This window comes from Pelagibacterium sp. (assembly GCF_048264985.1).
Lineage (GTDB): Bacteria > Pseudomonadota > Alphaproteobacteria > Rhizobiales > Devosiaceae > Pelagibacterium.
This window is the reverse complement of record NZ_JBLXCL010000009.1, coordinates 69140-86908: the sequence shown is the minus strand read 5'-3', so window position 1 is coordinate 86908 and position 17769 is coordinate 69140. Positions and strand designations below refer to the sequence as shown.

The window sequence follows — 17769 nt, the reverse complement described above, 5'->3', positions numbered from 1 at the left end:
ATCGCGCTGGCTGGCGACCCAGACGGCAGGGGATGCGCCGAGCGAGCGCCCCCAGATGACGATATCGGTCTCACGCTCGGAGAGCCAATCGAAAGCTGAGATTGCATCGGCGAGAAGATTGTCTTGGGTGATTTCCCCAGGTGAGAGCGGAAAACCGCGATAGTCGACCGATAGGAATCCGTATCCCGCATCTGTGAAGGCGATGAACCGCTCGTACTCGGATGAAAAGCTGCCAGTATTGCCTTTGAGATAAAGGATGGCCGGCTCATTGCCGGTCGGCGGTGCGTACCAACCGGTGATGACCTCATCATCGCCAGTTGGGATCATCACGATCTCGGCGTCAAGGCCAACGGCGGCAGGGTCGAAAGTCTCGCCGTCGGGGCTAAAAAAGAAGGCACGTTGGTTGACATAAAGGTAGGCCAGCAGTCCGCTATAAATAACAAGCATCAAAACCAGAACGCCAACAGCGATCTTTTTGAACATGTCCGAGTTCCTTCCGGCCGCCCCGCCCTAGTTGATAGCGCCGGAAGGAAGTCGCGTCTAGGTCAGCGCCTCTTCACCAAGGGCCACCCGGAATGCCCGCTGGAAAACCTCAAGCGGTTGCCCACCCGAAATTGCAAACTGATTGTTGAAAATAAAGAACGGCACGCCGTTAATGCCCTGCTGGCCGGCTGAAATCGCCATGGCCTTTGTGGTGTTGTTCTCCGCCTCGTCGGCAATCAACTCAAGCGCCGTTTCGCGCCTATAGCCGTATTCAGCGGCGATATCGGCCAGGAGTTCATCGTCCGTGATGTTGTTGCCTTCAAGGAAATAAGCAGCGGCGAACGCTTTGGCCAGACCATACTGATGTTCGGGCTCCGCCGAGCGGATCAGCGTATGCGGCTTGATGGTCGGGTAGCTCATCGGCTGCACGCTCATGTCCAGCGGCACCCCGGCATCACGCGCAGCGCCCTCGACCCGCGCCTGCATGGCATCGATGTCGCCGCCATATTTCGCCTTGAGACGCTCCTTGGTGTTCTGCCCTTCTTCCGGTGTCGCCGGATCGAGCAGGAACGGATGATGCAAGATCTCGACGTTCACGTCCTCTGGCAGGGTCGCCAACGCCTGGTCAAGCCGCGCCGTGCCGATCAGGCACCATGGGCACACGACATCGGTAAACAGATCGATGCGGATGGATTGGGTCATCTTTTATCCTTTGCGTTGTCGACAACATGGGCACTCGTCCCGCAAGGCTCAAGGTAGGATTCAAAACAAAAAAAAGGCCCAGGATTGCCCCTGGGCCAGGAACGCAGTTTGCGTCTCGATCAATGGTTCATTGATTTGACTATCGACTCGGTCATCTTCTTGGCGTCACCGAACAGCATCATTGTGTTGTCGCGGAAGAACAACTCGTTCTGCACACCGGCATAGCCCGCTGCCATGCCACGTTTGATGAACAGCACTGTGCCTGCTTTTTCGACGTCGAGAACCGGCATACCGTAAATCGGCGAGGTTTTGTCAGTCTTGGCCGACGGGTTGGTCACGTCATTGGCCCCGATCACGAAGGCGACATCGGCTTGGGAGAATTCCGAGTTAATGTCCTCAAGCTCGAACACCTCATCATAGGGCACATTGGCTTCGGCAAGCAGCACGTTCATGTGCCCTGGCATGCGGCCGGCGACAGGATGGATTGCATATTTGACATCAACACCGGCGGCCTTGAGCTCATCGGCCATTTCACGCAGCGCATGCTGGGCCTGCGCCACGGCCATGCCGTAACCAGGCACAATAATGACCTTTGACGCGTTCTGCATGATGAAGGCAGCGTCTTCGGCCGAGCCCTGCTTGACCGGGCGCTCTTCCACACCTCCGGCGGCCGCGGCAGCATCATCGCCCCCGAACCCGCCAAGGATGACTGAAATGAAGCTCCGGTTCATGGCCTTGCACATGATGTAGGAAAGGATCGCGCCCGAAGACCCCACCAGCGCGCCGGTGATGATCAGTGCGGTGTTGCCCAGCGTGAACCCGATGCCGGCCGCCGCCCAACCTGAATAGGAGTTGAGCATCGAGACCACCACCGGCATGTCCGCGCCTCCGATCGGGATGATCATCAGCCCGCCCAGGATCAGGGCAAGAATGGTGATCGCCCAAAAGGCGAGCGGGTCGGCGGTGACAGCGAAGTACCAAACAAGAGCGACGATCGCCACAGCAACCGCGATATGGATCAGATGCCGTGCGGGCAGCAGTATCGGCTTGCCGCTCATGCGCCCGTCAAGCTTGGCGAAGGCAATGACCGAACCGGTAAAGGTGAATGCACCGATCGCCGTGCCTATGCTCATTTCGATGAGCGCTTGCATGTGGATATAACCCGGCTCGCCGATGTTGAAAGCAACAGGTGCGTAAAGCGCAGCTGCCGCCACAAACACCGCGGCCAGGCCCACTAGCGAGTGGAAGGCGGCGACCAGTTGCGGCATTGCCGTCATGGGAACACCACGCGCGATGAACGCCCCGATGCCGCCACCAATGGCCAGTCCGCCAATAATCAGAACCCAGGCGAACGGATCGGTGGGTGCGGCGATAGCCAGTGTCGTAAGTACGGCAATGGTCATACCGACCATGCCCATCGTGTTGCCCCGACGAGCTGTTGTGGGCGAAGACAGCCCACGCAACGCGAGAATGAAAAGCGCCCCGGCGACCAGATAGGCCAGGGCCGCGATATTTGCGGAAATCATGTGTCCTAGCCCTTCTTCTTGTACATCGCCAGCATGCGCTGGGTGACGAGGAAGCCCCCGAAAATATTTACCGAAGCGAGGATCAGCGCCACAAATCCGAACCAGCGGGCCGGACCGGGTTCGCCGATCGATGCAACGCCCACGGCCAAAAGCGCGCCCACCACAATCACCGAAGAGATCGCATTGGTCACCGCCATCAGCGGGGTGTGAAGAGCCGGGGTTACAGACCAGACGACGTAGTAGCCTACGAAAATCGCCAGGACGAACACCGAGAGGAAAAAGAAAAAGGGATCGACGACACCGCCCATTATACGTCTCCATCCGTCTTTTTGGCAGCAGGCTTCTTTGCTGCGGGTTTTTTGGCTGCTGTGCTTTTGGCTGCCGGTTTGCGCGCTGCAGCGGTTTTGGTGGCCGGCTTTTTGCTCGCCTTGGGTGCTGCAGAGTTTGCAGGAGCGCTCTTTGCCGCCGTCGATTTTGCAGCAGGCTTGTCTTCGGCCGGAACCGATACCGCACCCGCTGTCGCCACCTTGGCGGCCCGGCCCTTGCCCGAAGCTCCGGTCTTGACCGGCGCCTTGGGGCTGGCCTTGCTCTCGGCCTTTGGTGCAGCCTTGGCAGCCGCAGCCTTGCCCGTGGATGCCGTCTTGGCAGGCGCCTTCTTGGCGGGCGCCGCATCGGCCTGCCCGGCAAAGTTCGGATGCACGACAGCGCCGTCGCGTGTCAGCAAAGTCGCATTGACCAGCTCATCTTCCCAATCGACCTTGAGCGCCTTGGCCTCCTTGTCGATCATGGTTTCAAGGAAGGCCAAAAGGTTCTTGGAATAAAGCTGTGATGCCGTCGCAGCGATCTTGCCCTGAAGATTGAGCAGACCGATGATCGTCACATCCCGGTGTACGATCGTCTGCCCGGGAACCGTCAATTCTATATTACCGCCACGTTCAGCAGCCAGATCGACAAGAACAGACCCCGGCGCCATCGATTCAACCATAGCCTTGGTGATCAGTTTTGGTGCCGGACGTCCCGGGATCAACGCAGTTGTGATAACAATATCCTGCTTGGCGATGTGACCGGCCACAAGTTCAGCCTGGGCTGCCTGCTCGTCCTTGGTCAGTTCGCGCGCGTAGCCACCTGTGCCCGAAGCATCCTTAAGGGCCTCGGTCATAATGAACTTGGCGCCAAGCGATTCAACCTGTTCGCCCGCAGCGGCGCGCACGTCGGTTGCCGATACAGCACCGCCAAGCCGCTTGGCCGTGGCGATCGCCTGCAGTCCGGCAACGCCGGCGCCCATGACAAACACCTTGGCAGCACGCACTGTGCCCGCCGCCGTCATCATCATCGGAAGCGCGCGATCGTAGACCATCGAGGCTTCGATAACTGCCTGGTACCCGGCAAGGTTGGCCTGGCTGGACAGAATATCCATGACCTGCGCCCGCGTGATGCGCGGCATCAATTCCATAGCGAAAACCGAAAGTCCCGCCTTGGCCAGCGCGCCAAGCGCCGCTTCATTGCCATGCGGATCGGCAGTCGCCAGAACCAGCGCGCCCTTGCCAGCGCCGGCGAGCGCAGACGCCTCGGGACGGCGGACAGCAAGGATCACATCGGCGCCCTTGACCGCAGACGCAGCATTCGCCGCAACACTCGCACCCGCATCGGTGTAAAATTGATCGAGGATGCGCGACGCTTCCCCTGCCCCTTTTTCGACGCTCACAGACGCACCAAACCCAATAAGCTTGCCGACCGTCTCAGGCGTCGCTGCAACGCGGGTCTCTCCACCCACGCGCTCGCGCATGATCGCAATTTTCATAAAACTCTACCTCTTATGGCCCGCAAGGACCTCGTATCCCCCTCGGGAGCTCCGAGGTCCAGCTAAGCGATTCGGAGAAAAGCGAAGATATTCTAGTAGACGAAGATCAGATACAGAATGACCAGTAGTATAGCGGTAGAGATCACGGTCCACTTGGTGCCGGAAATGAACGCTGCATAGGTCTGTGTATGCTCCTTGAATTCCTTTTCTTTCTGCTTTTCGTCAATCGGCTTGTCTGAATAAGAAGCGACCTGTTGTACGGCCATCGCGACTTTCCCCTGAATTTCCTGAGTTTGAATAGGTGCCCTTTAGGGCTGGGTTTGTTCGAGTTCGTCAATGAGTCTTTCGATCATAGAAAGCCCCAGCGACCAGAATTGTGGATCGCGGGCGTCCAGTCCGAACGGCTTGAGCAGTTCTGAATGATGCTTCGAGCCCCCGGCGCTGAGCATGGCGAAATACTTTTCGGCGAACCCCTCACTGGACTTTTCATACTGCGCGTAGAGCGAGTTCACAAGGCAATCGCCGAATGCATAGGCATAGACATAGAACGGAGCGTGGATGAAATGTCCAACGTAGCTCCACAGAACTTCATAGCCGTCGTTGAGCCTGATCCCCGGACCAAGGCTCTCGGCGGAGATCTCCATCCAGAACGCGTCAATTTCCTCGGACCGCAATTCACCCTCGCGACGCGCAAGATGAACCTTTCGCTCCAACGTATAGAATGAAATCTGGCGGACCACAGTGTTGAGCATGTCCTCGATTTTCGATGCGATGAGCGCAAATCGCTGCTTGGGATCGCTCGTCGCATCGAGAATGGCACGGAAGGTCAGCATCTCCCCGAAGACACTTGCCGTTTCTGCAAGAGTTAGGGGCGTGGGTGCCATGAGTTCGCCCTGCCCGGCAGCAAGACGCTGATGAACACCATGCCCGAGTTCGTGCGCCAAAGTCATGACATCACGGGTTCGCCCCATATAATTTAGCATAAGGTACGGGTGCGCTGTGGTCACTGTGGGATGCGCGAATGCGCCTGGCGCCTTGTTGGGCTTGACCGCAGCGTCTATCCAGCCGCTATCAAAGAATGGTTGCGCGACTTCGACAAGCTTGGGCGAGAACCGCCCATACGCGTCGAGAACTGTGGTTTTAGCAGTTTCCCAATCAAAGACGCGGTCGTCCGAACTTGGCAATGGCGCATTGCGGTCCCAAGCGTCGAGCTTATCCTTACCGAACCATTTGGCTTTCATCTGGTAATAACGATGAGACAGGCGCGGATAGGCCTCGCGCACCGACTTTTCCAAAGCGTCGACAACTTCACGCTCGACGGAATTTGCGAGATGGCGGCTATCAGCGACATCTTCGTATCCCCGCCAACGGTCCGAAATTTCCTTATCCTTGGCCATAACGTTAGTGATGTGGGCAAAGAGCTTCTTATTGGCCGAAAGCGTCTTGGATAATGCCCCGAACGCTGCAGCGCGCTTAGCTTCGGTCTTGTCGCTCAGCAGATTCAGCGTCTGCTCAAGCCCTAGCGCCTCGCCGTCGATCTCGAATTTGAGCGACGCCATTGTTTCATCGAACAATCGGTTCCACGCAGCATGACCGGTAACGTATTTGTCGTGGAACAACTCCTCGACACGATCTTCAAGTTGATAGGGACGGGACTTACGCAGTTCATCGAACCAGGGCCGATAACGCGCCAGTTCCGCACTGTTATCAAATGCGGCCTCAAGAACCGCCTCATCGATCCGGTTGATCTCGAGTGTAAAAAAGAGGATGCGCGTAGAAAACCCAGTCAGCTTATCCTGCGTATCGCCCAAGAACTTGACGCGATCGCCATCCCCGGTGTTCTGAGCATAGTTGAGGTATGAAAACGCGCCTAAACGCCCGAAAATCTCGCTGAGTTTCTCGTACTCTTGGACTGCACCGACAAGTTTTCCGGCCTTTGTCAGTTCTTCGAGCTTGCCCTTATATGCAGCCTCGAACGTCTTTGTCTGCGTTTCCAGGAAGGCCATATCGGCCCTGAGCGCCTCAGAGTCCACACCAGGATAAAGATCGCTCAGATCCCAGTCGGGCAACTGGCCGAACTGGTTATGTGTTGATTGCGGCTGAGGAGAGGACATCGGCAAGGCTCCGGCGGTATTGTGTTTTTGAGCACCTTACAGAGCGCCCTTCCAGACAACAAGGCGGCAAGGGCGCGCGGTTGTTTCCTTAAAACCCTGTTAATCGATCACGCCTAGCCTGACCCAAATCGGCACACTCTCGATTCGCGTGCGCCTCGTAGTCTGGAGTTGCGTTTCACATGCACAAGGTTCTGATCGTCGACGATGATCCCATTCAATCTCGTCTGACTTCGGAGGTCGTGGCCAAGGCGGGATTTACAGCGCTGACCGCTGATTCTGGCGCAAAAGCGCTCGATCTGCTCCGCGCCAAGCCGACCATCGGCGCGATGATCCTTGATATGGTCATGCCTGAAATGGACGGGATGGCCGTGCTCGAGGCGTTGCGGCGCGAAACAATCGCTATCCCCGTGATCGTTCAGACCGCTCAGACTTCGCTCGATACAGTTATTTCGGCAATGCGGTTGGGCGCTGTCGATTTCTTCGTCAAGCCAGTAGCTCCTGAGCGGATCACAATTTCCCTGCATAACGCCCTAAAGCTTGGAACTCTCGAATCGAGCCTCAAGGCAGAACGAGCCAAGCGCGACGGCAGCTTTTCGTTCGCTCACATCATCACGAAGTCCGATGCGATGACCCGCACGATGACGCTTGGGAAAAAAGCCGCTGCCAGCACCATCCCCGTTTTGATCGAGGGCGAATCCGGTGTTGGCAAGGAACTGCTCGCCCGCGCCATTCAAGGTTCTGGCGATCGGTCCGGCAAACCTTTTGTCACCGTCAACTGTGGCGCGATCCCTGCAAATCTGGTCGAGTCAATTCTGTTCGGCCATGTAAAAGGGGCGTTTACCGGAGCGACATCGGACGCACCGGGCAAATTTCGCGAAGCGCATAACGGCACGTTATTTCTGGACGAGGTCGGCGAATTACCGCTGGAAACCCAAGTAAAACTCCTGCGCGCGCTCCAGGAGGGCGAGATCGAGCCCGTGGGCGCCTCGCGCCCGATCAAGGTCAATGTCCGGGTGATCTCCGCTACAAACCGACGACTTCTCAATCTGGCCCGCGATGGCGCATTCCGTGAGGATCTGTTCTACCGCCTCAACGTCTTTCCCATCTATTTGCCGCCATTGCGTGACCGCAAAGACGATATCGCAAACCTCGTCGATCATTTCATAGCGCGCTTTGCAGCCGAAGAGGGACGTCGCGTTACCGCGATCTCACCTCAAGCTCTCGAGATGCTGCTTGGCTTTGATTGGCCCGGCAACATTCGCCAACTTGAAAACGCCGTTTTTCGCGCCGTCGTTCTTGCGGAAAATCCAGTATTGCTGCCCGAGGATTTTCCCCAGATCCTTGCTGTTGAAAAGGGGCGCGACGCCGCTCATGGCAGTTGTCCTTCAGGCTTCACTCCCCCCGCCCCGGTTCATATCGACAATGCGCAATCGCTCCCGCGGATGCCAGACACATCACCAATTGCGATCCCAGACCGCTTTCTGGACGCCACAGGAAACGTGCTGCCGCTTGCCGATATCGAAAAGGAACTTATTGCCTTTGCTATCGATCAGAACGCAGGTCGGATGGCACAAGTCGCGCGCCAACTGGGTATCGGGCGCTCTACCCTTTACCGAAAGCTCAAGGAATACGGGCTCGAACAGATGGGAGCGACCGATGTTGCCTGAAAGTCGCAACCCCAACCTGAACCGGCCTGCGGATCGGCCACGTTGCTTGCGGGAGCAAGCAAAGCCAGTAAACATTGCTGTGTTCGCGCACAGCAAAGATTCGCCAATAGGGCGGACAGGTGCGCAAATGGCTGGGTGCGGCATGATGAAGACTTTGAACTCGGGGCTTAAATCGCTCATCGTTGGCGCTCTCGCGAGCATATCGCTCCTGTCTTTCAACGCGACGGCCAACGCGTTTGAAACTGTGACGGTTGACGGAGTACCGGCTACGCGCATTCTGATCGCGCCGCCTCGCAATGAACTTGAGCACACAATTCGTAATGGCCTGCGTGATGCAATTGCCCAAGCCGGCGCCGGACGCGACGCCGATGACGCATCTCGGCTCTATTATTTCTACGGAGCACGTCACTTCGAACCGCTTTGGTTAACCCGAAGCGATGACGGCATTGTCTTTTCCGGTGCTGCCGAAAAAATTATTGCTGTATTCAAGGACGCCCATCTCCAGGGCCTCGACCCCACCGATTACATGATCGATATCCAGGCGCTAGAGGCTGCTGCAAGCGATCCTGGTGCGCTCGCCACAATGGAGGCTGAGTTTTCAGCGTCGATCCTGCGCTACGCAAACGATGCCCATACAGGCCGGCTCGATCCGCAGTCGGTTTCGGGCTATATCGACCTGGCTCCCAAGAGCGTAGACGAAGCGGAGTTGTTTGCTGCTATTGCCGAAGCGCGCGACCCTGCTGAAGTCCTGCTCCGCTATCATCCGACCCATCCCGAATTTGTAGCGCTGCGCGATCTGCTGGCCAGTCACTATGCGGGTGAGGTTGAAGACCTTCCCCCCATTGGCGGCGGCAAGCTGATCAAGCTCGGCATGCTCGACGAACGCGTGCCCGCGCTGCGCGATCGTCTCGGACTGGACGCTGCTGAGATCGACCCGCTGACCTATGACGCTGCATTGGCGGAGGCCGTCGAAGCCTTCCAGACAACCATCGGCCTCAATCCCGATGGTGTCGTTGGACCAGCAACACTCGCCGCAATCAACGGCGCCAATGGTGCCACACGCGCTGATATTGTAGCCAATATGGAACGCTGGCGCTGGATGCCCGAAGACCTGGGCGAGTTCAACGTGTTCGTCAACATCCCCGAATTTCGTCTCGACGTGAACCGGGAAGGCCGCTCTGTCTGGAATACCCGCATCATTGTTGGCACTGCAAAAAACCAGACGCCGTTGTTTTCAGATATGATTCGGCACGTCGTCACCAATCCTTATTGGAACGTACCGTCTTCAATTCTGCGCGCCGAAATTTTTCCGCAAGTCGTCCGCAATCCTAACTATATCGCCAGCCAGAACATGGAATTGCTCTATGGTGGGCAGGCCATCGATCCTTGGACAGTGGACTGGTCGCGTGCCACACCTTCGATGTTCAGGGTTCGCCAGAAGCCGGGCACGTCCAATGCTTTGGGGCAGGTAAAATTCCTATTCCCCAATTCTCACGACGTCTATCTCCACGATACCAACGCCCGCTATCTGTTTGATCGCTCAATGCGTGCGCTTAGTCACGGTTGTGTGCGCGTTCAGGATCCCTTCGGGTTTGCCGAAGCCCTGCTCCAACACGAGCCAAGCCTCGATGTCGCATCGCTTGAGGGCACGTTGGGCGGCAGCGAGCGCTGGTTCAATATGGATCAACTGGTGCCCGTCCACCTCGCTTACTTCACATTGCGCATCGATGCTGATGGCGCGGTGAGATCGTTTGCCGATCTCTATGATCACAACGCCACAGTTATCGACATGCTGGGCCTTTAGTACACCACGTCCATTAAGCTTTCGGTAACACTCCCGCCATGCTCGCGCCGCCTTTTCGCACTACCCTCCAGATATGAGGGCAAGGCACCAGGGTAGCGTACACTTCCCGTTAGCGTTAACAATCTCGCATGAGTTTGTTGTTAGGGTGCAGTCGAGTTTGACACAAAAACGGGCTAACCGGGCGTGACGCGTAGTAGGGCTTTTCAACCAATCAATAAGATCATGCGGGTTCTGCTGGCGATGGCCATCGCAGCTGCGGGTTTTTTGCCGCTCACTTTGCCGGCTCAAGCCGCCAATGAACGCGAAATCTATCTCTATTACACCCACACCAAGGAAACGATCCGCATCGTTTACAAGCGTGACGGACGATTCATACAGTCGGCACTACAGACATTGAACGTCTTTCTGCGCGACTGGCGCCGCAATGAGCCAGCCGACATGGATCCCGCTCTGTTTGATCTTCTCTGGGAGGTCTATCAGGAAACGCGCGCGACCCAGCCCATCCATATCGTTTCCGCCTATCGCTCTCCGCAGACAAACGCGATGCTGGCCGCCAACTCCTCAGGCGTTGCCGATAATTCCCAGCACATGAAGGGCAAGGCGATCGACTTCTTCATACCCGGTATCCCGGTCGCGACGGTACGCGCTATCGGCATGCGCAAACAGATTGGCGGCGTCGGATATTATCCCACTTCGGGCAGCCCGTTCGTGCATCTCGACACTGGTTCGGTGCGCGCTTGGCCGCGCATGACCGAGGCTCAGCTGCGCGACATTTTTCCTGATGGCCGGACAATGCACGTTGCCTCCAACGGTCGCGTCCTTTCTCAAGAGGGCTATCAGGCCGCACAGGCTGAATGGCAACGCTGCCACCGCGTTCCCTGCAACGCTGGCGCTGCAATGACCGGCGGTTCGGTTCAGGTTGCGGGCGGCGAACGTCCACGTACGCTCTGGGACATGATTACCGGCAGCAACGACAGCCAGGCGACGCATCAAGCGGCTCCACAGGCGGTGGCGTCAGCGCCGGCACCGACCCAAACACCCCCTGCCCAGCCAGCGGCGCCCGCCCCGTCATCTGTTCCAACCCAACTCGCTTCGATCGCCCCCCCCGCCCCACCTGTTCGGCCGGCCGATCTGATCGCCGGCACTATGGTTGCGGACACTCCGGCACCCCAGACGATCCCCTTCCAGGTAATCGATGCCGCCGAGATGACCCGGCAAGTCGCCATGGCAGACCCGACCGGCATCGAAGATGCTCCACTACCGCCGGCAATGTCGCGAGCCATGGCCGAGTTGCGTGCGACGACCCCATCAGCCTATGCTCCTACGGGAGGCGGAACGCTGCAATTGGCAGAAGCCCAGGCATCGCCAACGCCCCAACCGCGCCCACAGTTCGCACCGGCCGTAACGGCGTCAGTCGCGCCCGCAACTCCGCTACCAACAGCGGAACTTCCGATGCGCCCCAGTTTTGGCGACACGATAGAAGCTGCGTCTCTCGAACCAGCAGCAGAACTTGACGCTTTTGCCTCGCTGTTTGAAGGCGTTGTCCTACCAGAAACCTCCGAATCTTCGACACTCTCGACCCAGCCTGACGCCGCAACCGCCAATGCAATGGCCAGCTTAGCCGTCGATGTCGGCACGCTTTATGCGCCCGAGCTTGCTGCCAGCGACACAACGTTATTGGCGGCAGCCACTCTCTCGAGCAGTCAGTTTGCGTTTGACGGTGCCCCCGCCGCCCAACCCGACGGAGACGAAGTATTACTGGCCAACGGTTTTACCCGCACTGCAGCTCTGGGGCATTCGAGCTCACAGTTTACGCAGGGGCAAACCATCTGGGTTCACTACGATAGCCAGACGAACTGACACAGTCTGGTCCTCTTTGGTTGCCAAAACGGCGTTGGCTGACTACATCAAGTCAGTACGGCGACGCCGTCAAAATAACGTCACAAGGCCAACCAAGTGTCCGACAAACCTGCAACTCCGCTGCTCGATACAATTGCTTCTCCCGCCGACCTCAAGGGATTGAAGCGCGAGCAGTTGATAGAACTTGCAAGCCAACTGCGTTCTGAAGTCATCGACGCCGTCTCGGTGACCGGTGGACATCTTGGCGCGGGACTTGGCGTCGTCGAGTTGACCGTAGCGTTGCACTATATCTTCGACACCCCCGACGATCGCATCATCTTCGATGTCGGCCACCAGGCTTACCCACATAAGGTTTTGACCGGTCGCCGGGACCGCATACGCACCTTGCGCCAGAAGGACGGGCTTTCCGGCTTTACCAAGCGTGGAGAAAGCGAATACGACCCATTTGGCGCCGGCCACTCGTCGACGTCGATTTCTGCAGGCCTTGGCATGGCTGTAGGTTCCGAACTCAAGGGTGAAAAGCGCAACGTGATTGCGGTGATTGGCGACGGCGCCATTTCCGCAGGCATGGCGTATGAAGCCATGAACAATGCCGGCGCCATGGATGCACGGTTGATCGTCATTCTCAACGACAACGACATGTCGATAGCGCCGCCTACCGGCGCGATGAGCGCCTATTTGGCAAAGCTCGTTTCCGGTCCTGCCTATCGCGGCTTGCGCGATGCAGCAAAGCAGTTCGTCGACAACGTAATGCCGCCCTTCATAAAGGACAAAGCGCGCAAAACCGAAGAATACGCGAGAGGCTTCTGGACCGGCGGAACGCTGTTCGAGGAGTTGGGCTTTTATTACGTCGGTCCCATCGACGGTCACAACCTCGACCATCTCCTGCCGGTTTTGCGCAATGTGCGCGACGCCGAGACCGGACCGATCCTCATCCATGTGGTGACGCAGAAAGGCAAGGGTTACGCTCCTGCCGAAGAATCCGCCGACAAATATCACGGCGTTTCAAAGTTCAACGTCATTACCGGCGCACAAGCCAAAGCACCGTCCAATGCGCCATCCTACACGTCTGTATTTGCCGACAGCCTCATTGCTGAGGCGGAAAAAGACGAAGCGATTGTTGCGGTAACGGCTGCGATGCCAGGCGGAACTGGCATCGACAAATTCTCACAACATTTCCCAGAGCGCAGTTTTGACGTGGGCATCGCTGAACAGCATGCTGTAACGTTTGCAGCTGGGATGGCGACCGAGGGCCTCAAACCCTTCTGCACAATCTATTCTACCTTCCTGCAGCGCGCATATGACCAGATCGTACACGACGTGGCGATCCAGAAGCTTCCGGTGCGCTTTCCGATCGACCGTGCCGGTTATGTCGGGGCCGATGGCCCAACCCATGCTGGTTCATTCGACATCGCTTATCTGGCAACCTTGCCCTCGATGGTTGTGATGGCAGCCGGGGACGAGGCCGAACTGCGCCATATGGTGGCAACCGCAGCCGCCTATGACGAAGGTCCCATCGCCTTTCGCTATCCACGCGGTGAGGGAATAGGCGTGGAAATGCCGGACGTTGGCGTTCCGCTGGCCATTGGTAAGGGCCGAGTGCTCAAGGAAGGTACAACGATTGCGCTGCTCTCGTTTGGCACACGACTTGCCGAATGCATGGCCGCAGCCGAAACCTTGGGGACATTTGGATTTTCGACGACAGTTGCCGATGCACGGTTTGCCAAGCCGCTCGATGAAGAGCTTTTGGCCCGGCTTGCCCGTGATCATGCTGTATTGATTACTGTCGAGGAAGGTGCCATTGGCGGCTTCGGCTCGCATGTCGCGACACGTATGGCCCAGATGGGTCTGCTCGACAACGGCCTGAAATTCCGCCCACTTGTCATGCCCGACGCCTATATCGAGCAAGCTGGCCAGACCGACATGTATGCCCAGGCTGGACTGGATCGGTCAGGTATCGTTGCGACGGCACTCGCGGCGATCGGCGCCAAGGAGACCACTCTGCGCGATCTTAAAGCGCCTGGCAAAATCGGTTTCTGAAGAAGTCCTGTCCCTACCGCATCGCTGTAAAAAATACAGGGCGCTGATGCGCCCTGAACTCACTTTGGCAATCGGTAGGATCGCCGGTTTTAGACCCTGCACGGAATTCGGCTTGGTTGACATATTGCTGGTAGAGCCGTGCCTTTTCTGCAGCGCTCAAATCCTCATCTAACGCTCATAATACGATTGTTCGGACATCACCGGCGCGCGCATCGTGCAGGGAATAAACAGGACAAAGGCAAGTGCCAGTTTGCGTCGTGTATCGTCTTTCATATCTACCCCCTAGAACCGTGTCCCGATGCCGGCTTGGCCAAGCACAGACCCGCTGCGTGTGCCGCCGGCAACGACGCTGCTGGGCCACGATTAGATTGACCAGGCTGATATCGGCATCGATCGTTGTCGCGTCGGCCAAATCGTCAAAGGCTGTTAGAGAAAGCCGGTTTTCCAGAGCACGCGCCGAACTTTCGGCGACCGAATTGAGCGGGTCGTAATCGGCATGAGTATAAGCCAGCGTCAACTGGTCTCCCATCCGGATACTAAGATCGTCGTTTTGATAGAGCTCGTATCCGAGCCCTAGGCTTGCAAAATATGACTGCAGATTGCGCATCGAGAAGCTCAGCTTCTCGCGCAAAGCTGGCTATCTGGGCCGCCAAGATCCTAGACGTACCTGAGTTTGCGAGTGTGAACACCCCGCGATCGGGCAGCACGGCATCTACATCCAGGGCCGAAGCTCTTGGCAGGACAAGCGAGATATGGGCGTGACCATGCGAACTGGTGGTTACAGACCGAGTGCCATCAATAAAGGTGATTCCTGAAAGCGGGGAAATTTCTATTTCCTCGCCATCGGCAACGGTAACTTGCGCGCGCCCTGCGATGGCGAGACTAAAAAGCAGGAACTCGCCGACGGGTTTAGCAAACTGGGCAACGGTGTCACTGTTGCGAGCCAGTGAAAAGGTGGCGCCTGCCTCGTTGGTGAAATAGCGCATATATCCACGTGAAATTGCGCCCCTGCGCAATTTCACGTGGATTGAGCTCTACGCGGGAAAAATGGCTCTGCCAAAAGGCAAATCTGTCCTGCTCCCCCACCGCGCGTGTGGAAACGGTGCAGAACGCACTTTGGCTGATCTCCCGTCCGCTTGCCGCCAAATATCAATCCCCCGCGGCATATGACTGCCGCTTCGACGTCTCGAGCAGACAATTAAACGCCAAACCGCTCTACGCGACGTTCGAACGTTAATGAGCCACGCCAGCGCTGACAACGCTGGCGCACGCTCCAGAGGGATTGGACTTAGTTATTCGGCAGCTTCGTCGTATTCGGCTTGGGTACCAGCGTCTGCCATGCCCAGCGCGTGCAGATAGAGATCGAGGATCGCTTCCTGTTCGGCGCGTTCGTTTCGGTCCTGCTTGCGGATCCGCACGATCTGCCGCATGACCTTGATGTCAAAGCCCGACCCCTTGGCCTCGGCGTAGACTTCTTTAATATCGTCAGCGATGGCCTTTTTTTCTTCTTCCAGCCGTTCGATCCGTTCGATGAAGGCGCGCAACTGGTCGCGCGCAATGCCGTGGTCAGCCATGAATCAGTCTTTCCGCAAAGAGAATGTTCGAGGGCCCTTTCAATCGCATCGGCGAGGCGACTTCAAGTCACTCGATCGATATCCCACAAGGTAAGGTGCTGCAGACTTCATTTGTGGGCCGCCTCGGTGCTGCCGCTTCCGCCCTGCAGTAGCCTGGGAACCGCTCGCACCCATTGACATATTCGGACCCCTTGCCCAGAAACACCATGGCTTTCATTTTCCAAATACAACCCAACACAGTGCACTCAATGTTCCGCACCCTCCTGATCGCCGCACTGACGCTGCTACCGGCTTCGATCGCGCTCCCGCGACCCGCCTTTGCCGATCTGCGCGTTTGCAACCAGACGCCGAGCACGATTTCAATAGCATTTGGCTATCGCACCGATTCGGGCTGGCAGTCGGAAGGCTGGTGGGTAGCCGGCGCCGACGCGTGTGCTATTGTCTACCAAGGCGATCTAACGTCACGATATTATTATCTCTATGCCGTAGACGATCTTGCCGGCGGTGCCTGGGATGGATCGGTGTTCATGTGCACCCAGGATTCTAGCTTCACCATTTTCGGTGTCGAAGACTGTCTGGCCCGTGGTTATGAACGCACGGGCTTTTTTGAAATAGACACTCAAAGCCGCACCGATTGGACGATGCAATTGACCGAAAACAATTCCAACAGTCTGGATCAGCAATGAAAAGATCGCGCCGCGTAAAGATCGTCGCAACCCTAGGACCGGCCTCCAACGACCCGAAGGTTATCGAGGAACTCGTTCGCGCAGGAGCCGATGTTTTCCGCATCAACATGAGCCACGCCAGCCACGACGTGATGCGCGACACAGTTGCCAAGATCCGCGCGGTTGAACGCACAGTGCGCTATCCAATTGGCATTCTTGTCGATCTGCAAGGCCCCAAACTGCGCGTGGGCAAGTTTGCGGAAGGCTCGGTTATGCTGGCCAAAGGCGAAACGTTCACCCTCGACACGTCCGATGCCCCTGGCGACAAGACCCGCATTCACCTCCCTCATCCCGAGATCTTCTCCTCGGTCAAGACCGGCGATCGGCTATTGCTTGACGATGGCAAGATCGAATTGCGTATCTCCGCCATCTCGCCTGAAGCCATCAACACCACAGTAGTGTACGGCGGCAAGCTTTCAGATAAGAAGGGCGTATCCTTGCCCGATACCATCCTGTCGGTCGGTGTGCTGACTGACAAGGACCGCTCCGACCTTCAAGCGGCGCTTGTTGAAGAGATCGACTGGATCGCGCTATCTTTCGTACAGCGCCCCGAAGACATGATCGAAGTGCGCAAGCTCGTTCAAGGTCGCGCCGGTGTTCTTGCCAAGATCGAAAAGCCCCAGGCCATCGATCGACTTGAAGAAATCATCCGCCTATCTGATGCCATCATGGTGGCGCGCGGCGATCTCGGCGTGGAAATGCCGCTTGAAACGGTGCCTGGCACGCAAAAGCGGATCACCCGTATGTGCCGTCGGCTGGGCAAACCGGTTGTCGTTGCCACTCAGATGCTCGAATCCATGATAACTGCACCTGTCCCAACGCGCGCAGAAGTGTCAGACGTCTCAATCGCAGTGTTTGAGGGCGCTGATGCAGTCATGCTCTCGGCAGAAAGCGCCTCCGGCTCTTATCCCGTGCAGGCCGTTACGACGATGAACAACATCGCCGAAGCCGTAGAGCAGGATCCGCTATATCCGGGCATCATTCGCTCGCAGGCCACCGAGCCCGAAGCAACCGCGGCCGATGCCATTTCAGCAGCGACCCGACAGGTTGCTGAAACGCTCGATCTGGCTGCGATCGTCACCTATACGTCATCGGGCTCCACGGGCATCCGCGCAAGCCGCGAGCGGCCTTCAAAGCCCATTATCGCGCTATCACCCAAACTGACCACTGTGCGCCGCCTTTCAATCGTGTGGGGGCTGCACTGCGTTCAGACCGAAGATGCCATTTCACTTGACGACATGGTCGATCGCGCGTGCTCCATAGCCTATGTAGAAGGTCTCGCTCGCCCAGGTGATCGCGTCGCTATTACGGCGGGCGTTCCGCTCGGCACGCCAGGTGCCACTAATATGTTGCGCATTGCGTTTGTTGGACAGGACGGCGCCGGCGGCTCGTGAAATCCCCCACTGACATGATTGATTCAAAGGCCGGGCCCTGCGCTCGGCCTTTTTCTTGTAATTGCGCACAAACAAAACG

Annotated in this window: 14 protein-coding genes and 1 pseudogene; 6 read left to right on the top strand and 9 right to left on the bottom strand. The window is 57.5% G+C overall.

The annotated features are described in order from the left end of the window. From ACN0TA_RS16560 to ACN0TA_RS16530, 7 genes and pseudogenes are all read right to left on the bottom strand, one after another. Positions 1–483, bottom strand: a 483-nt coding sequence (locus tag ACN0TA_RS16560) for an alpha/beta hydrolase (protein ID WP_417584962.1), incomplete at its 3' end; no start/stop codon positions are given. A 57-nt stretch (positions 484–540) separates the two neighbouring features. Continuing rightward, positions 541–1185, bottom strand: a complete 645-nt coding sequence (locus ACN0TA_RS16555; protein ID WP_417584960.1) for a DsbA family oxidoreductase — start codon at positions 1183–1185, stop codon at positions 541–543. A 119-nt stretch (positions 1186–1304) separates the two neighbouring features. Continuing rightward, on the bottom strand, positions 1305–2708 hold the full coding sequence (locus tag ACN0TA_RS16550; RefSeq protein WP_417584976.1) for an NAD(P)(+) transhydrogenase (Re/Si-specific) subunit beta: 1404 nt from the start codon (positions 2706–2708) through the stop codon (positions 1305–1307). Between the two features lie 8 nt (positions 2709–2716). Further along, positions 2717–3184 carry an NAD(P) transhydrogenase subunit alpha gene (locus tag ACN0TA_RS16545; RefSeq protein ID WP_417584974.1) on the bottom strand — a complete coding sequence of 156 codons (468 nt, stop codon included), beginning with the start codon at positions 3182–3184 and terminating at the stop codon, positions 2717–2719. Between the two features lie 86 nt (positions 3185–3270). Next, positions 3271–4512 (bottom strand): annotated as a pseudogene (locus ACN0TA_RS16540) (Re/Si-specific NAD(P)(+) transhydrogenase subunit alpha); the annotation flags it as partial. Between the two features lie 92 nt (positions 4513–4604). Then, positions 4605–4778 (bottom strand): aa3-type cytochrome c oxidase subunit IV, encoded by a 174-nt coding sequence (locus ACN0TA_RS16535; protein ID WP_417584958.1) that lies wholly within the window; start codon positions 4776–4778, stop codon positions 4605–4607. A 42-nt stretch (positions 4779–4820) separates the two neighbouring features. After that, complete coding sequence (locus ACN0TA_RS16530; RefSeq protein ID WP_417584956.1) at positions 4821–6626, bottom strand: M3 family oligoendopeptidase; 1806 nt, start codon at positions 6624–6626, stop codon at positions 4821–4823. Positions 6627–6805: 179 nt separating this feature from the next. Here ACN0TA_RS16530 and ACN0TA_RS16525 point away from each other — a divergent pair, with 179 nt between their 5' ends. The 4 genes from ACN0TA_RS16525 to dxs all read left to right on the top strand — a co-directional run bounded on the left by ACN0TA_RS16525 (position 6806) and on the right by dxs (position 13997). Then, positions 6806–8293, top strand: coding sequence for a sigma-54-dependent transcriptional regulator (locus ACN0TA_RS16525; RefSeq protein WP_417584954.1), 1488 nt, complete (start codon positions 6806–6808; stop codon positions 8291–8293). Between the two features lie 142 nt (positions 8294–8435). Then, positions 8436–10097 (top strand): L,D-transpeptidase family protein, encoded by a 1662-nt coding sequence (locus ACN0TA_RS16520; RefSeq protein WP_417584952.1) that lies wholly within the window; start codon positions 8436–8438, stop codon positions 10095–10097. A gap of 222 nt (positions 10098–10319) precedes the next feature. After that, the gene (locus ACN0TA_RS16515; RefSeq protein ID WP_417584950.1) at positions 10320–11957 is read left to right on the top strand and encodes a DUF882 domain-containing protein; all 1638 of its coding nucleotides are present in this window, start codon (positions 10320–10322) and stop codon (positions 11955–11957) included. A gap of 96 nt (positions 11958–12053) precedes the next feature. Further along, positions 12054–13997 (top strand): 1-deoxy-D-xylulose-5-phosphate synthase, encoded by a 1944-nt coding sequence (dxs, locus tag ACN0TA_RS16510; protein WP_417584948.1) that lies wholly within the window; start codon positions 12054–12056, stop codon positions 13995–13997. 536 nt (positions 13998–14533) lie between these two features. Here the strand turns inward: dxs and ACN0TA_RS16505 are convergent. Continuing rightward, entirely contained in the window at positions 14534–15019 is a 486-nt protein-coding gene (locus ACN0TA_RS16505; RefSeq protein WP_417584946.1) for a hypothetical protein, read from the bottom strand. A 270-nt stretch (positions 15020–15289) separates the two neighbouring features. After that, positions 15290–15571 (bottom strand): DUF2312 domain-containing protein, encoded by a 282-nt coding sequence (locus tag ACN0TA_RS16500; protein WP_417584944.1) that lies wholly within the window; start codon positions 15569–15571, stop codon positions 15290–15292. 248 nt (positions 15572–15819) lie between these two features. Here ACN0TA_RS16500 and ACN0TA_RS16495 point away from each other — a divergent pair, with 248 nt between their 5' ends. Together ACN0TA_RS16495 and pyk are read left to right on the top strand one after the other, a co-directional pair. After that, complete coding sequence (locus ACN0TA_RS16495; protein WP_417584942.1) at positions 15820–16257, top strand: DUF1036 domain-containing protein; 438 nt, start codon at positions 15820–15822, stop codon at positions 16255–16257. After that, entirely contained in the window at positions 16254–17690 is a 1437-nt protein-coding gene (gene pyk, locus ACN0TA_RS16490) for a pyruvate kinase (RefSeq protein ID WP_417584940.1), read from the top strand. Before ACN0TA_RS16495 ends, pyk begins: the two co-directional genes overlap by 4 nt. Positions 17691–17769: the final 79 nt, after the last annotated feature.

Bases quoted from the DNA above. Each gene is read 5' to 3' on its own strand.
- pyk (WP_417584940.1), top strand. From the start codon at position 16,254: ATGAAAAGATCGCGCCGCGTAAAGATCGTCGCAACCCTAGGACCGGCC.
- ACN0TA_RS16525 (WP_417584954.1), top strand. From the start codon at position 6,806: ATGCACAAGGTTCTGATCGTCGACGATGATCCCATTCAATCTCGTCTG.
- ACN0TA_RS16500 (WP_417584944.1), bottom strand. From the start codon at position 15,571: ATGGCTGACCACGGCATTGCGCGCGACCAGTTGCGCGCCTTCATCGAA.
- ACN0TA_RS16530 (WP_417584956.1), bottom strand. From the start codon at position 6,626: ATGTCCTCTCCTCAGCCGCAATCAACACATAACCAGTTCGGCCAGTTG.
- ACN0TA_RS16520 (WP_417584952.1), top strand. From the start codon at position 8,436: ATGATGAAGACTTTGAACTCGGGGCTTAAATCGCTCATCGTTGGCGCT.
- ACN0TA_RS16535 (WP_417584958.1), bottom strand. From the start codon at position 4,778: ATGGCCGTACAACAGGTCGCTTCTTATTCAGACAAGCCGATTGACGAA.
- ACN0TA_RS16495 (WP_417584942.1), top strand. From the start codon at position 15,820: ATGTTCCGCACCCTCCTGATCGCCGCACTGACGCTGCTACCGGCTTCG.
- ACN0TA_RS16515 (WP_417584950.1), top strand. From the start codon at position 10,320: ATGCGGGTTCTGCTGGCGATGGCCATCGCAGCTGCGGGTTTTTTGCCG.
- ACN0TA_RS16555 (WP_417584960.1), bottom strand. From the start codon at position 1,185: ATGACCCAATCCATCCGCATCGATCTGTTTACCGATGTCGTGTGCCCA.